We start from the raw sequence: 14,674 nt of genomic DNA, 5'->3' as shown, positions 1-14,674 counted from the left end.
TTGTTCAACAAATTGTTGAGCCGTAGAGTTGAAGTGCACTCCCGGCTCGAAAGGAGTCGCTGATGACCGACGCCACAGCGCTGGACGTGACCGTCAACGGGCAGGCACGTGTGTTCACCGATGCCGCCCACACCAACCTGCTGGACTGGCTGCGCTCCGAGGGGCTCACCGGCGCCAAGGAGGGCTGCGCCGAGGGCGAGTGCGGTGCGTGCTCCGTGCTGGTCGCCCGCCCGGACGGAGAGGGCCGCACCCAGTGGACCGCCGTCAACGCGTGCCTACCCCCGGCAGCCGCATTCGCCGGCCAGGAGATCATCACCGCCGAGGGTCTGGGGAGCCCCGACGCGCTGCACCCGGTGCAGCAGGAGATGGCGGTCCGCGGCGGATCGCAATGCGGTTACTGCACACCCGGTTTCGTCTGCAGTATGGCGGCCGAGTACTACCGCCCCGACCGCGTCGCGTGCGACCACGATCAGGCCGACAGCGAACATGGCGAGAACGGCTTCGACCTGCACGCATTGTCCGGCAACCTGTGCCGGTGCACCGGCTACCGGCCGATCCGCGACGCGGCATACGCGCTCGGCGACGTTCCCGACGATGACCAGCTCGCCGCCCGCCGCGACTCCCCCGCGCCCGACGCGGTGCCCGCGACCTACAGCTTCGGGGGGCGCCGTTTCGTTCGTCCGGCAACGCTGACGGAAGCACTCACCGTCCTGCGCGACAACCCCGACGCCGTGCCGGTGGCCGGCTGCACCGACTGGGGCGTCGACGTCAACATCAAGTCCACCCGCGCCGACCTCGTCATCGGCCTCGACCGGCTGCCCGAGCTACGGACGTTCACGGAGGCCGACGACCACGTCGAGCTCGGTGCAGCACTCACCCTCAGCGAGATAGAGCAGCGCCTCGACGGGCGAATCCCGTTGCTGTCCAAGCTCTTTCCGCAATTCGCCTCCCGTCTGATCCGCAACGGCGCGACCATCGGCGGCAATCTCGGCACCGCCTCCCCGATCGGCGACACACCGCCGGCACTCCTCGCGCTCGACGCCGAGCTCGTGCTCGCCGGGCTCGACGGAACCCGGGTCGTGCCGCTCGCCGATTACTTCACCGGCTACCGGCAGACCGTGCGCGCACCGGGTGAGCTGATCCAGTCGGTGCGCATCCCGTTGCCGCTGGCCGGGATCACCGCGTTCCATAAGATCGCCAAACGGCGCTTCGACGACATCTCCAGCGTCGCCATCGGCTACGCGATCGGCGTCCAGGACGGCATCGTGCGCACGGCCCGGATAGGGCTCGGCGGTGTTGCTGCCACTCCCCTGCGGGCAACCGCCGTCGAGGCGGCACTCGAGGGCAGGCCGTGGACGGCCGAGACGGTGGGGGCCGCCGCGCGTGTGCTCCAGGAGGAGGGCACCCCGATGGACGACCACCGCGCCAGCAGCAGATACCGCCGGGCCATGCTCGGCACCTCGCTGCGCAAGATCCACACCGAGACCGCCTCCCAGGAAGGAGACGTGGCATGAGCGAGCTATCAGACCGTCCCGCGAAAGCCGTTGTCGGAGAGTCGATCCCGCATGAGGCAGCCATCGGTCACGTCACCGGGGCCGCGCTCTACACGGATGACCTGGTGGGTCGCACGCACGGCGTGCTGCACGCCTACCCGGTGTCGGCGCCGCACGCACACGCACTCGTCACGCGGCTCGACACGGCCCCGGCATACGACGTGTCCGGTGTCGTGCGGGTGCTGACCGCCGATGACGTGCCGGGTGTGAACGACTCCAACATCAACCACGACGAGCCGCTCTTCCCGACCGAGGTCATGTTCTACGGCCACCCGGTTTGCTGGGTGCTCGGCGCGAGCCTCGAAGCTGCCCGTTTGGGCGCCGAAGCGGTCCAGATCGACTACGAGGAGCTGCCGTCGATCGTGACGATCCCCGAGGCGATCGCCGCGGGGAGCTTCCAGGGGCGGGCGCCGACCGTTTCGCGCGGTGACGTCGAGGCCGGCATGTCGGCCGCCACCCACGTCTTCAGCGGCACCTGGGAGGCGTCCGGGCAGGAGCAGTTCTACCTGGAGACCCAGGCATCGATCGCGTATGTCGACGAGGCGGGCCAGGTCTTCATCCACTCCAGCACCCAGAACCCGAGTGAGACCCAGGAGATCGCCGCGCACGTGCTCGGCGTCACCTCCTCGGAGGTCACCGTGCAGTGCCTTCGCATGGGCGGCGGCTTCGGCGGCAAGGAGACCCAGGCCAACGGCTACGCCGCGATCGCGGCACTCGGTGCGACGCTGACCGGGCGGCCGGTGCGGGTGCGTCTCAACCGCAACCAGGACATCCAGTTCACCGGCAAGCGACCCGACTTCCTGTCCACCTGGGAGGCCGGCTTCGACGACGAGGGTCACCTGCTGGCGCTGAAGGTGGTCTTCACCGCCGACGGCGGCTGGAGCCTCGACCTGATGCAGCCGGTGCTGTCCCGGGCGCTGTGCCACGTCGACAACGCCTACTGGATCCCCAACATCGAGGCGCACGGACGCATCGCCAAGACCAACCGCACCTCGCACACGGCGTTCCGTGGTTTCGGCGGCCCGCAGGGCATGCTGGTCACCGAGAACATCCTGGGCACCGTCGCGCCCAAGCTCGGCCTGACCGGCGAGGAGATCCGGCGGCGCAACTTCTACCGATCCGCTGACCAGACGACGCCATACGGCCAACGGGTGCGGCAGATCGAGCGGCTACACCAGATCTGGGACGAGGTGCTCACCGAGAGCGACTTCGCCGGACGGCAGCGGGAGATCGAGCAGTTCAACGCCACGCACGAGCACACCAAGCGCGCCATCGCGGCGACGCCGGTGAAGTTCGGGATCTCCTTCAACAAGAGCTCGATGAACCAGGGCGGCGCCCTCGTGCTCGTCTACAAGGACGGCTCCGTGCTGGTCAATCACGGCGGCACCGAGATGGGCCAGGGCCTGCACACCAAGATGCTGCAGGTCGCGGCCACGGCGCTCGGGCTGCCACTGTCCCGGGTGCGGCTGGCGCCGACCCGGACGGACAAGGTGCCGAACACGTCGGCGACCTCGGCCAGCACCGGCGCCGACCTCAACGGCGGCGCGGTCAAGCACGCCTGTGACCAGATCCGCGACCGTCTCGCCGTCGTCGCGGGAGGCATTCTTGGCGTGCCGCCGGCGGACGTGCGGTTCGCGGACGCCGCGGCATACGGCCTGAACAGCGAGCGCGAGCCGATCCCGTGGGAGGAGCTGGTGCGCACCGCCTACCTGCAGCGCATCCAGCTGCACGCCGCGGGCTACTACCGCACCGAGGGCCTGGAGTGGAACGAGGAGACCTACCAGGGCTCGCCGTTCAAGTACTTCTCGTACGGCGCAGCGGTCGCCGAGGTCGAGGTCGACGGATTCACCGGGGCTTACCGGACCCGGCGGGTCGACGTCGTGCACGATGTCGGCGACAGCCTGTCGCCGCTCATCGACATCGGCCAGATCGAGGGAGCGTTCGTGCAGGGCGCGGGCTGGCTGACGCTGGAGGATCAGCGCTGGGATGCCGGTGAGGGCCCGACTCGCGGCCGGTTCAGCACCCAGGGCGCCAGCACCTACAAGCTGCCGAGCTTCTCGGAGATGCCCGAGGTCTTCAACGTGACGATGTTCCAGAACGCCACCGAGGAGGGCGCGATCTACGGCTCGAAGGCCGTGGGCGAGCCGCCGCTGATGCTGCCGTTCTCGGTGCGCGAGGCGTTGCGCAAGGCTGCCAACGCCTTCGGGCCGGCCGGCACCAGCGTGCACCTGGCGTCCCCGGCGACGCCCGAGGCGGTCTACTGGGCGATCGAGGATGCACGGGCGAAGTCCACGGATTCCGTTGCGGCACAAGAGGTTCCGGCTACCATTCCACAGCGCGTTCCCTCGGGAGTATGACGTGAACTGGTATGACGCGATCGGTCTACTCCGACAACAACGACGTGCCGCTGTCCTGGTCACTCTCGTCGACGTGCGCGGCCACGCCCCTCGGGCGGCCGGCGCGAAGATGGTCGTCACCGCCGAGGAGGTCTTCGACACCATCGGCGGCGGCAACCTCGAGGAGACCGCCGTCTCGAGGGCGCGTGCGCTGCTCGCGGCGCAGGACGACCGGGAGCCACAGGAACTGACCATCGCACTCAGCGACAAGGCACCGGCCGAACACGGCGTCCAGTGCTGTGGCGGCGAGGTGCGAATCCTGCTGGAACCATTGCCGATCCGACCCTCGATCGCGATCTTCGGGGTCGGCCACGTCGGGCTCGAACTGGCCCGCATCCTGTCCCGGCACGAGGTCGAGTTGCATCTGGTCGACTCACGGCCGGCGCACCTCTCCCCCGAGCGGCTCGCCGTGCTGGACGACGCGATCGCTTCCGTCATACCCCATCGGGCGCCGGTGCCGGAGGTCGTGCTCGGCGAGGTTCCGCCGGGCAGTCACGTGCTGGTGATGACCCATGACCACGCCGAGGACATCGCGATCTGCGACTCGGCGCTCCGCTGCGCGCACCTGGGCAGCATCGGGCTGATCGGGTCCTCGGCGAAGTGGGCGCGCTTCCGCCGCCGGCTGACCGAGGAGGGCCACAGTGAGGCGGAACTCGCGCGCATCACCACGCCGATCGGCCTGCCGGACCTGCCGGGCAAGGCGCCGGCGATCATCGCGCTCAGCGTTGCGGCCGACCTCGTGCGTCGCTTCGCCGACGTCTCGGCCTCGGCGGTGAGCCGATGACGATCTATCGCGCCACCGTCCTCGACACCCCGGTCGACCCGTTCACCGGCGGGACGCTGCGGGCCGATGCCGACATCGCCCTGGCCGTGACCGACGGCCGGATCACGGCGCGTGGTCCGTTCCCCACGCTGCGCGCGCAGGCGCCAGACGACGACGTGATCGACCTGCGCGACGGCATCCTGCTGCCCGGCTTCGTCGACACTCACGTGCACTACCCGCAGATCCGTGCCATCGGCGGACTCGGCAAGCCACTGCTCGACTGGCTCGAGCACTCGGCGCTGCCCGAGGAGGCCAAACTGCACGACGAGACCTACGCCGCGCAGGTCGCCGACGAGTTCGTGCACGGCATGACCCGGGCCGGCACCACGTCGGCGCTGGTCTTCGGATCGCACTTCGCGTCGGCGGTCGACGCGCTCTTCCGCAGCGCGGAGCGCAGCGGTATGCGGATCACGTCCGGCCTGGTCGTCTCCGACCGCTTGCTGCGCGAGGACCTGCTCACGACCCCCGAGCGGGCGTATGACGAGTCGGTCTCCCTGGCCGCACGCTGGCGGGGTCACGAGCGCCTGCGGTATGCCGTGACGCCGCGCTTCTCCTACTCGTGCAGTGCCGATCTGCTCGAAGCCTGTGGCGCGGCATACAAGGACATCGACGACGCCTGGTGCACCTCGCACGTGAACGAGAACGTCACCGAAGTCGCAGAGGTGGCAAGGCTTTTCGACGGATCGAGCTACGTGGGCACCTATCAGGACCACGGCCTGCTCGATGCCCACACGGTGCTCGCCCACAACGTGCACCCGACCGATGCCGAGCTGGACATGCTGTCCGCGAGCCGCGCAGCGGTCGCGCACTGCCCGACCAGCAACGCCTCGCTCGGCAGCGGCATGTTCCCGCTCGCCGGCCACCTGAAGCATGGCGTGCGCGTCGCCATGGGCACGGATGTCGGCGGTGGCACCGGCTTCTCGTTGCTCAAGGAGGGCTTGCAGGCCTACTTCATCCAGAGCCTGCTCGGCGCGCAGGGCGTGCCACTCACCCCGGCCCACCTGCTGCACCTGATCACCACGGCCGGGGCCGATGCGCTCGGCCTGCGTGACCAGGTCGGGGATCTCGGTGTCGGCACGCAGTTCGACGCGGTTCTCGTTGCGCCGGAGGCGAATTCACCACTCGCTGTCGGCGTCCGCCATGCTGCCGGCCCGGAGGACGCACTGGCGAAGGTCTTCGCCATGGGCACACCTTCGGACATCGCACAGGTCTGGATCAACGGGAACCGGGTCAAATAGTCATACCCCGGACGCGGCGCTACGGAGACGACACACCCCCTTGCCGAGAGGACACCCGTTCGCCGAGAGGACAGGCAAATTCGCCTCCTGAGCGCACATTTGCGTGTCCTCTCGGTGCATCCGGTGTCCTCTCGGCAAGAAGGGGGGCCGGGGTCGGGGTCAGTCTGGGAGCGGGTGTTCCGCGAGGTATGCCGCCGCCAGCTTCTTGGGTGCCCGGTCCAGCCACGCCTCGATGACGACCTCGGTCAGCTCGTCGACGTCGATCTCGTCCAGCCGCACGAGGACCGCGGGATAACCGTCGAAGTGCGGGATGGTGAAGTAGATGCTCGGATCGTCAGCAATGAAAGCCTGTTTCACACCTTCATCCGGCACACGCACCCCGAGGATCTCGCCGTCCGGAGCAGCGTCCCCGAGGTCGGCCCGGTCCTTCTTGCCCAGCGGTCGCTCCCATACGAAGCCCTTGCCCTTGACCCGCCACATGAGGTGGCCCCACGACACCTTCGTGTCCACCTCGGGCAGGTCCGCCACGATGCGCCGTACGTCGTCCCAGCTCGCCATACCCAGCGAATCTACGCGTGAACGCCCAGGACCGTCACCAGTTCTCGATCGACCGGCTGAGGATGCCGGCGATGTCGTCCTCGGTCGGGGTCTTCGGGCAGGTCGAGAGCAACCGCTGCTGCTTCATCACACCGGGCACCAGGTCGGGCACATCGGACTCCGAGAACCCCACAGCACCAATGCCATTGGGTATCCCGATGTCGCGCATCAGGGCGGTCAGCACCGCCGGTAGCTGCTCGCGCGGATCCGACTGCTCGGGCACGTCCGGGCCCAGCAACTCAGCCACCCGCAGGTGTCGTTCGGGAGCGGCGTCGAACGAGAAGCGGAAGGCCTCCGGCGCGGTCAGCGACACCGCCATACCGTGGGGCACCATCGGCTCGTCGCCGGGATAGCCCTTCGGCCGAAACTCCTTGACCTGCCCTGCGATCGGGTAGGCGTTCGCGTGCGGGATGTGCACACCGGCGTTGCCGAACCCCATCCCGGCGAAGGTGGCTGCCTGCATCATGTCGACCCGCGCCTGCTGGTCCTGCGCGCCGTGCGAGACGGCCCGCCGGAACGCACCGGCCAGCAAGGTCAGTGCCCGCTCGCACCAGAGGTCGGACACCGGGTTCGACCCGCAGTAGGTAACGCGCTCCTCCGGCCGCTTCCTGCTGTATGACGAAAACGGTTTGGCCGTAAAGGATTCGGCAGCATGGCAGACGATGTCCATCCCAGCAGCCGCCGTGACCTCGGGCGGAAGGGACATGGTCAGCGCCGGGTCGACCACTGCCATCGTCGGCCGCAGCCGCCAGTGGCTGATGCCGGTCTTCACCCGCATCGACAGCACGTCCAGCACGCACATGGCGGTGCTCTCCGAACCGGTGCCGGCCGTGGTCGGGACCGCGAAGAGCGGCTTCAGCTCCCCCGGCGGCACCTGTGCCCGGCCGATCGGCGCGTTCAGGTAGTCGCCGAGCTCGCCGGGGAAGGTCGTCAGCAGGTTGACTGCCTTGGCGGTGTCGATCGACGAGCCGCCGCCGACCGCGACGAAGCCGTCCCACGGACCCTGTGCGGCGGCGTACTCGATCGCCTTGTTCATCGAGTCGTCGGTCGGCTCGACGTGCACCCCGTCGAACAACTCGGCGGTCACGTCATACCGTCGCAGCGCGTCGATGATGCGATGCGCGACGCCACTGGCCGCAACGCCGGCGTCGGTGATGACCAGGACCCGCGACACACCGTATTGCTTGAGGTCGTAACCGATTTCGTCACTCGCGCCGATGCCGAACTTCAGCGGCGGTGCCCCCCAGGTGAAGATGGTCTCGCTCTGGCTCATCCCGACAAACCTCTCGTTGGACCCGGGGCCCCCGCGAAGTATTCGGAGGAGCGCAGCGGGGGAGAAACTTCGCGGGGTGGGTCAGGCATCGATGCGCTCCCGGTCGAGCTCGCGTGCGGAGTCGACGATGAAGTCCTTGCGCGGCGCGACATCGCTGCCCATCAGCAACTCGAAGACGCGCTCGGAGTTCTCGGCGTCCTTGAGCGTCACGCGACGCAGGGTCCGGTGACGCGGGTCCATGGTCGTCTCGGCCAGCTGCGAGGCGTCCATCTCGCCCAGGCCCTTGTAGCGCTGCGGCTGCTTGACGGCGCGGCCCTTCTTCTGGAACTGCCCGATGACCTGGCGCATCTGCTGCTCGGAGTAGGTGTAGACGACCTCGCCCTTGGCCCGGCCCTGCGCGGTGGTCTCGATCCGGTGCAACGGGGGCACCGCGGCGAAGACCCGGCCCGCCTCGACCAGCGGTCGCATGTAGCGGAAGAAGAGGGTCAGCAGCAGCGTCCGGATGTGCGCGCCGTCGACGTCGGCGTCGGTCATCAGGATGATCTTGCCGTAGCGCGCCATCTCCAGGTCGAAGGTGCGCCCCGAGCCGGCACCGACCACCTGGATGATGGCGGCGCACTCGGCGTTCTTGAGCATGTCGCCCACGGACGCCTTCTGAACGTTCAGGATCTTGCCGCGGATCGGCAGCAGGGCCTGGAACTCGGAGTTGCGTGCCGCCATACCGGTGCCGAGTGCGCTGTCACCCTCGACGATGAACAACTCACTGCGCTCGTTGTCGCCCGACCGGCAGTCCTTCAGTTTGCCCGGCAGCGAAGACGATTCGAGTGCGCTCTTGCGGCGCAACGTCTCCTTCTGGACGCGCGCATGGATGCGCGCCTTCATCTCGGCGACGACCTTCTCCTGCAGCTGCGTCGACTGCGTCTTCAGGTCGCGCTTGCTCGCCGTCAGCAGCGCGGTCAACTCGCGCTCGACGATCTTGCTGACGAGTTGCCGGACCGCAGAGGTACCGAGGACCTCCTTGGTCTGCCCCTCGAACTGCGGCTCGGCCAGCCGGACCGTGATCACCGCGGTCATCCCGGCGAAGATGTCGTCCTTCTCGACCTTGTCGTTGCCGACCTTGAGCCGCCGGGCGTTGGTCTCGAGTTGCTTGCGGAAGACCTTCAGCAGCGCCTGCTCGAAGCCTGCGACGTGGGTGCCGCCCTTCGGAGTGTCGATGACGTTGACGAACGACCGCATCCGCTGGTCGTAGCCGGTCCCCCAGCGCAGCGCGATGTCGACGCCGCAGTTGCGCTCGACCTCGGTGGGCGCCATGTGTCCCTGCGCGTCGAGCACCGGCACGGTCTCGGTGAACGTGGCTTCGCCCTGCAGTCGCCAGATGTCGGTCACTGCCGGGTCGGGCGCGAGGAACTCGGTGAACTCAGAGATGCCCCCCTCGTGCAGGAACTTCTCCTCGACCGGACCGTCGGCACCGGGTGTGCCCTCGAGGCCGCGCTCGTCGCGGACGACGATCTCCAGCCCCGGCACCAGGAACGACGTCTGGCGGGCCCGCCCGATCAGCCGCTCGTAGTCGAACGTCGCGTTGCGCAGGAAGATCTGCGGGTCGGCCCAGTAGCGGATGCGCGTGCCGGTCACACCGCGCTTGACCTTGCCGACGACGCGTAGCTCGCTGCCCGCGGTGAACGGGGAGAACGGCGAGTCGGGACTGGGACCCGACTTCGGGTCGTCGAAGATGCCGGGCTCGCCGCGCCGGAAGCTCATGGCATAGGTCTTCCCGCCACGGTCGACCTCGACGTCGAGCCGGGCGGAGACTGCATTGACCACGGACGCGCCGACACCGTGCAGACCGCCCGAGGCGGTGTAGGAGCCACCGCCGAACTTGCCACCGGCATGCAGCTTGGTGAACACGACCTCGACGCCGGACAGGCCGGTCCGCGGCTCGATGTCGACCGGGATGCCTGCTCCGCGGTCGGCGACGGCGACCGAGCCGTCGGGATACAGCGTGACCAGCACGTGGCTTCCGCGGTCGGCGAGCGCCTCGTCGACGGCGTTGTCGATGATCTCCCACACGCAGTGCATGAGGCCACGGCCGTCCGTCGAACCGATGTACATGCCGGGTCGCTTGCGCACGGCTTCCAGGCCCTCGAGCACCTGGAGGTGCCGCGCTGTGTATTCGCTCTTGGACGTGGTGGACGGGCTTGCGGTCACGGGTAGCGCTCTCCTGGCTGGTCTGCCGCTCGGTCTCCCGCGCGGTCTTGCACGTTGGCAGGTTAACGCTCGGCTCCGACGATGCCGCGCAGGCTCACTGCGCGACGCCCGGAACGGCGCGCCGAACGATCACGCATATTCGGTTGACAGCGCCACACGATGCCAGTTTGATCTCTTGATATCAAGATATTTCGTGGGAGAAGCGTTGCGCAAACTGCTTGATCGAATCCTGTCCGACGACCCGCTCATCCGGGCCATGTCCTACCAGTCGGTGCTGTCGGCCTTCGGTGAGGGCGCGTTCCTCACGGGCTCGGCGGTCTTCTTCACCCAGATCGTGGGGCTCAGCGCCAGCCAGGTCGGCCTCGGCCTCACCATCGCGGGCGTCGCGACCTTCCTGCTCGCGGTGCCGCTCGGCAAGCTGGCGGACACCGTCGGCACGCGACGCACCTGGATCCTCGGCGCGCTGGCGCAGGCGCTGCTCTTCGGTGCCTGGCTGCTGATCGGCAACTTCGCCGGGTATGTCGCGGTGACCATCGGCCTGGAGCTCGCGCAGGCCTGGATGCGCGCCGGTCGCAACGCCTACCGGTTCGACGTGTTCCCGCGCGAGGCCAGGGTCCGCTCGCTCGCCTACATGCGCGCGTCCCGCAATGTCGGCTACACGCTGGGCGCGCTGGCCAGTGGCCTCGCCCTGGCCGCCGACAACGACACGCTCGTGCGGGTGGTGCCCCTGCTGACCGCGGCAGTGCTGCTGATCAACACGGTCCTGGTCACCCGGCTCCCGCACGTCGCGCCGGCCGCGCGCGGCGCCACCGAGCCCGCCATACAGCACGTGGGGAAGGGTCCACACCGGCGCAGCGCCCTGCGCAATCGCGGTTTCCTGCTGGCGAGCGTCTTCGACGGAGTCCTCGGCACGCACGGCGTCCTGCTCAACACGGTGATCCCGCTGTGGCTCGTCGAGCGCACCGACGCGCCGCGGGTCCTGCTCGCCTGGTTGTTCGGCACCAACACGCTGATGGCGGTGTTCCTGCAGGTGTCGGCAGCCCGCGGGGTCGCCGACACCACCAGCTCGCTGCGGGCCGAGCGCCGCGGGGCAGCCTGTTTCGTGCTGTCCTGTGTCGTCGTGGCCGTCACCCACGACACCGTCGGCTGGTTGACGATCGCGTTGGTCTGGCTGGGACACGTCACGGTCACGGGCACCGAGCTCTTCCAGTCGGCCGGCGAGTGGGGCCTGCAGGCGGAACTGTCCGACCCGGCCCGCCGCGGCGAATACCAGGGAGTGGCCCAGCTCGGCTTCACGCTCGGCACCGTGTGGGCACCCGCCGCCTACACGTTCTGGGCGATGAACTGGGGGCCGCTCGGCTGGCTGGTCATCGCAGTGATCGTGGTCATCGCCGCGGTCGCCATACACCCGGCCGCGCGGAGCGCGGAGCGCTACCTGACCGAGCACGCCGACGGTGCCGAGCCGGTCCGCGCCTGAGCCGGAGGGTTCCCCACGGCGGAACTCATGGCGCCCGCCACTCGTCGGAATGGTCGTGATCGACAAAGGTCACAAAAGTGTGAAGCACGACACACGGCCGGGATATGTTTCGACGGGAATCCCTTCGCGTGATTGACTGTTGAGTACTTCGACGACGGAAACCCCCCCCGGGCGACCGGGAGGGACCCGCAACGAGAGGATGATTACCGTGACTACAGCAGTTGCCCCCACCCTGACCGCATCCGATCGCTGCGACCGCTGCGGCGCCCAGGCCTTCATCCGTGCTCGCCTCAGCTCAGACCAGGATCTGCTCTTCTGCGCGCACCACGGGCGTGAGCACCTGGACAAGCTGCGCGAGATCGCTGACGAAGTGATCGACGAGACCGACCGGCTGCACAGCGAGTCCACGATCGAAGTGTGATCCCGACCCAGTACTTCCCGAGGACGGCGCACCCTGTGGTGCGCCGTTTTCGTTCTGTTCGGGCGCCGAGTCTGTTCAAGGGCTAGGTTCGCTGCGTGGACGCTGTGACGGTTGTGGCCGGGGCGATGATCACCATCGGGATCCTGGGGCTGATCGTCCCGGTGCTGCCGGGACTGCTGCTGTGCCTGGCGGGGGTGCTCCTGTGGGCGTGGAACGTCGATACCGGCACGTCCTGGACTGTCTTCGGCTGCTGCGTCGCGGTGGCGGCGATCGGCTGGGTGGTGCAGTTCCTGGTCCCGAACCGGCGCCTGAAGGCCGCCGGGGTGCCCGGTTTCGCGAAGCTGGCCGGCATTGCCGGAGCGGTTGTCGGCTTCTTCGTCATCCCGTATGTCGGGATGTTCGTCGGGTTTCCGGTCGGTGTGTTCGTGGCCGAACAGGCACGGCTACGGGACGCTCAGCGAGCGTGGGCGGCTACCAAGGCCGCGGTCCGCGCAGTGCTGACCAGCATCGGCATCGAACTCGCCGCAGCCGTGCTGGTGTCGTGGATCTGGGTGGCCGGCGTCCTGGTCACCTGAGGACGCCCGCAGGCGCCGGACCTACCAGCCCTCGCCGCGCCGTCGGTCCCAGCGCTCCTCGAGACGCTGCATGAAGCTGCCATTGGCGCGAGTCTGCCCCCTGGGATGCGCGGCGGCGACCGACCCGTCGTCCTGCACAGTGCCGAGCTCGCGATGGTGGCCCGGCTTGAAGGCATAGGCGCCGGCCGCGACCATGACCGCGAACCCGACCACACCGAGCCAGATCTGGGCGATCGTCATACCGATGATGACCAGTGCGAGTCCCACGACGACTCCGCAGACACCGACCGCAACCCGTCGCCGAAAGCGGCTGCGGCCCGGATGAGCGACCATGTGAGACGCAAACTTGGGGTCCTCCACCTTGAGTGCCTGCTCCATCTGGTCGAGCAGGCGCTGCTCGTGCTCTGAAAGTGGCACGTTGACCTCCCAATGTCCTTCGGCCGTCACCACGCGGCGACCGATCCCGCCGGCTGATCCCCGACTGATCTCTCCTACCAGGATAGTTCGCCGCGCTACCTTGCGGTAGGTGGGATCCGTCCTCTTCGCGCCAGCCTAAACAAGTCGGACGCTCCACAGTGCGGGAGGCAACAACAATTACCGGACTGTCACCCGCCACCCGTCGGAGCGACACATGCAGTGAACGAGTCGCCCATCGGCAGCCCGAGGTGGGTCAGCACCAGCTCCAGGAAGGTCTCCACCTGCCGCACCAGGTCATCCGCCTCGCGCGTCGAGATCACGGCGACGCCACGCTCCACCTGACTGCGCCGCCGGGCCGTGCCCTCGAAGAACTGCGCCCACTCGGCCAATTCGGGCGCCACCGAGGGCAGCACCGCCCAGACATTGCGCGGCCGGGATCCCGGTGTGCGGCGCGCATCGGCGGCGAGCACCGCGGCCGCCGCACGGAGCGCGGCGAGGTGCGCGAGCCGGTAACGCTCGTCCGCCGTCTCGGCGTGGCAGGCCTGCAGCAGCCCGATGCGGGTGCGGTCGACCAGGTCCAGGACGGTGCCGGCCACCGGCGTCGGGGACTTGGGATGAACTGGTGAGCGCATGCGGCCTCCTCGCAACGAGATATCGAACTTTTGTTCGATGCTGACGAGGTTAACCGTGGCCACCGACAACCGCCGGCTCGACGGGAACGGCCTTGGGAGCCGGGTCAGACCAGGCTGCTCTGCCGCAGGTTGGCGAATACCTCGAGCGTCGCGGTCGACTTGTTCATCGTCATGAAGTGCAGGCCCGGAGCGCCTTCGCGCAGCAATCGCTCCGAATGCTCGGTGCAGATGGCGATACCTTCTCGGCGTACGGCCGCGACGTCATCCCCCGCCGCCTCGATCCGCGCCACGACGTCGGCTGCGAGCGGCTGCCCGTTGAGCTCGGTGAGGCGCTGCAACTGTCCCACCGCGGTCACCGGCAACAGCCCGGGTATGACGGGCATCGCGCAGCCGCGTGCGTCCACCAGATCGCGCAGGCGCAGGTAGGCGTCGACATCGGTGATCATCTGGGTGATCGCGAATGCCGCGCCGGCGTCCGCCTTGCGGACCAGTGTCTCGGCCTCCTCCTCCAAGGACGCCGACTCGGGGTGCTTGTCCGGGAAGGCCGCGACACCGACGGTGAAATCTCCGAGCGACCGGACGAGAGACACGAGCTTGTCCGCGTGGTCGAGCCCTTCCGGATGCGCAACCCACGGCGCTGCCGGTCCGCCGGGAGGGTCACCGCGCAGCGCCAGGATGTTGCCGATGCCGACGGAGGCGTACTCCCCCACCACGCGCCGCAACTCCGCGACGGAGGATCCGACGCAGGTCAGGTGCGCCATCGTGCGCAGCGTCGTCTCCTGCTCGATGCGTCCGGTGATCCGCACCGTCCGGTCACGCGTGGAGCCGCCGGCGCCATACGTCACCGACACGAACGTCGGGTGCAACTGCTCCAGACGGCGAACGGAGTTCCAGAGGACCGCCTCCGCTCGTTCGCTGCGAGGCGGCATGAACTCGAAACTGAAGCTCGGACCGTCCTTCGCGAGTAACTCCGGGATCGGACGCGCGGACTTGTCGGAGCGCTGGTCGATGCCCTTCGTCATGCCGCCCAGCCTACGGACTGGTGCGGCGACTACGCTCAACTCGAT

At 68.5% G+C, this 14,674-nt stretch carries 13 protein-coding genes; 7 read left to right on the top strand and 6 right to left on the bottom strand.

What is annotated here, in order from left to right; all coding sequences use genetic code 11:
• Positions 1-62: 62 nt before the first annotated feature.
• From VG502_RS00570 to guaD, 4 genes are read left to right on the top strand one after another with little or no spacing between them, the layout of a single operon-like run.
• Entirely contained in the window at positions 63-1,514 is a 1,452-nt protein-coding gene (locus VG502_RS00570) for a xanthine dehydrogenase small subunit (protein WP_325547708.1), read from the top strand.
• Positions 1,511-3,910 carry a xanthine dehydrogenase molybdopterin binding subunit gene (gene xdhB / locus VG502_RS00565; RefSeq protein ID WP_325547706.1) on the top strand — a complete coding sequence of 800 codons (2,400 nt, stop codon included), beginning with the start codon at positions 1,511-1,513 and terminating at the stop codon, positions 3,908-3,910. The genes VG502_RS00570 and xdhB overlap by 4 nt, the downstream gene beginning before the upstream one ends.
• A gap of 1 nt (position 3,911) precedes the next feature.
• A complete protein-coding gene (gene xdhC / locus VG502_RS00560) occupies positions 3,912-4,733 on the top strand; it encodes a xanthine dehydrogenase accessory protein XdhC (protein WP_325547704.1) in 822 nt (273 codons plus the stop codon).
• Positions 4,730-6,010, top strand: coding sequence for a guanine deaminase (gene guaD / locus VG502_RS00555; protein WP_325547702.1), 1,281 nt, complete (start codon positions 4,730-4,732; stop codon positions 6,008-6,010). The genes xdhC and guaD overlap by 4 nt, the downstream gene beginning before the upstream one ends.
• Positions 6,011-6,169: 159 nt before the next feature.
• On the opposite strand, the gene VG502_RS00550 is transcribed toward guaD, so the two are convergent.
• The 3 genes from VG502_RS00550 to VG502_RS00540 all read right to left on the bottom strand — a co-directional run bounded on the left by VG502_RS00550 (position 6,170) and on the right by VG502_RS00540 (position 10,085).
• Positions 6,170-6,568, bottom strand: coding sequence for an MmcQ/YjbR family DNA-binding protein (locus VG502_RS00550; protein WP_325547700.1), 399 nt, complete (start codon positions 6,566-6,568; stop codon positions 6,170-6,172).
• Between the two features lie 34 nt (positions 6,569-6,602).
• Positions 6,603-7,880, bottom strand: a complete 1,278-nt coding sequence (locus VG502_RS00545) for a hydroxyacid-oxoacid transhydrogenase (RefSeq protein ID WP_325547698.1) — start codon at positions 7,878-7,880, stop codon at positions 6,603-6,605.
• Positions 7,881-7,961: 81 nt separating this feature from the next.
• Positions 7,962-10,085: a DNA gyrase/topoisomerase IV subunit B gene (locus VG502_RS00540; protein ID WP_325547696.1), complete on the bottom strand. Its 2,124-nt coding sequence runs from the start codon at positions 10,083-10,085 to the stop codon at positions 7,962-7,964.
• A 205-nt stretch (positions 10,086-10,290) separates the two neighbouring features.
• Here VG502_RS00540 and VG502_RS00535 point away from each other — a divergent pair, with 205 nt between their 5' ends.
• The 3 genes from VG502_RS00535 (at position 10,291) to VG502_RS00525 (ending at position 12,558) form a co-directional block, all read left to right on the top strand.
• Complete coding sequence (locus VG502_RS00535; protein ID WP_325547694.1) at positions 10,291-11,562, top strand: MFS transporter; 1,272 nt, start codon at positions 10,291-10,293, stop codon at positions 11,560-11,562.
• 199 nt (positions 11,563-11,761) lie between these two features.
• Positions 11,762-11,983: a DUF7455 domain-containing protein gene (locus tag VG502_RS00530; protein ID WP_325547692.1), complete on the top strand. Its 222-nt coding sequence runs from the start codon at positions 11,762-11,764 to the stop codon at positions 11,981-11,983.
• Positions 11,984-12,078: 95 nt separating this feature from the next.
• Positions 12,079-12,558: a DUF456 domain-containing protein gene (locus VG502_RS00525; protein ID WP_325547690.1), complete on the top strand. Its 480-nt coding sequence runs from the start codon at positions 12,079-12,081 to the stop codon at positions 12,556-12,558.
• Between the two features lie 21 nt (positions 12,559-12,579).
• On the opposite strand, the gene VG502_RS00520 is transcribed toward VG502_RS00525, so the two are convergent.
• The 3 genes from VG502_RS00520 to VG502_RS00510 all read right to left on the bottom strand — a co-directional run bounded on the left by VG502_RS00520 (position 12,580) and on the right by VG502_RS00510 (position 14,629).
• On the bottom strand, positions 12,580-12,975 hold the full coding sequence (locus VG502_RS00520) for a DUF3040 domain-containing protein (RefSeq protein WP_325547688.1): 396 nt from the start codon (positions 12,973-12,975) through the stop codon (positions 12,580-12,582).
• 188 nt (positions 12,976-13,163) lie between these two features.
• Positions 13,164-13,607 (bottom strand): SAV_6107 family HEPN domain-containing protein, encoded by a 444-nt coding sequence (locus tag VG502_RS00515; protein ID WP_325547687.1) that lies wholly within the window; start codon positions 13,605-13,607, stop codon positions 13,164-13,166.
• Between the two features lie 104 nt (positions 13,608-13,711).
• On the bottom strand, positions 13,712-14,629 hold the full coding sequence (locus VG502_RS00510) for a methylenetetrahydrofolate reductase (RefSeq protein WP_325547685.1): 918 nt from the start codon (positions 14,627-14,629) through the stop codon (positions 13,712-13,714).
• Positions 14,630-14,674 lie beyond the last annotated feature (45 nt).

This window comes from Flexivirga sp. (assembly GCF_035551235.1).
Classification (GTDB): Bacteria; Actinomycetota; Actinomycetes; order Actinomycetales; family Dermatophilaceae; genus Flexivirga.
Note: the sequence above shows the minus strand (reverse complement) of the source record. Positions and strands in the feature narration are given on the sequence as shown.

What these genes read in the sequence shown, in the direction of transcription:
- VG502_RS00570 (WP_325547708.1), top strand. Translation starts at nt 63, where the DNA reads ATGACCGACGCCACAGCGCTGGACGTGACCGTCAACGGGCAGGCACGT.
- xdhB (WP_325547706.1), top strand. Translation starts at nt 1,511, where the DNA reads ATGAGCGAGCTATCAGACCGTCCCGCGAAAGCCGTTGTCGGAGAGTCG.
- guaD (WP_325547702.1), top strand. Translation starts at nt 4,730, where the DNA reads ATGACGATCTATCGCGCCACCGTCCTCGACACCCCGGTCGACCCGTTC.
- VG502_RS00550 (WP_325547700.1), bottom strand. Translation starts at nt 6,568, where the DNA reads ATGGCGAGCTGGGACGACGTACGGCGCATCGTGGCGGACCTGCCCGAG.
- VG502_RS00545 (WP_325547698.1), bottom strand. Translation starts at nt 7,880, where the DNA reads ATGAGCCAGAGCGAGACCATCTTCACCTGGGGGGCACCGCCGCTGAAG.
- VG502_RS00530 (WP_325547692.1), top strand. Translation starts at nt 11,762, where the DNA reads ATGATTACCGTGACTACAGCAGTTGCCCCCACCCTGACCGCATCCGAT.
- VG502_RS00515 (WP_325547687.1), bottom strand. Translation starts at nt 13,607, where the DNA reads ATGCGCTCACCAGTTCATCCCAAGTCCCCGACGCCGGTGGCCGGCACC.
- VG502_RS00510 (WP_325547685.1), bottom strand. Translation starts at nt 14,629, where the DNA reads ATGACGAAGGGCATCGACCAGCGCTCCGACAAGTCCGCGCGTCCGATC.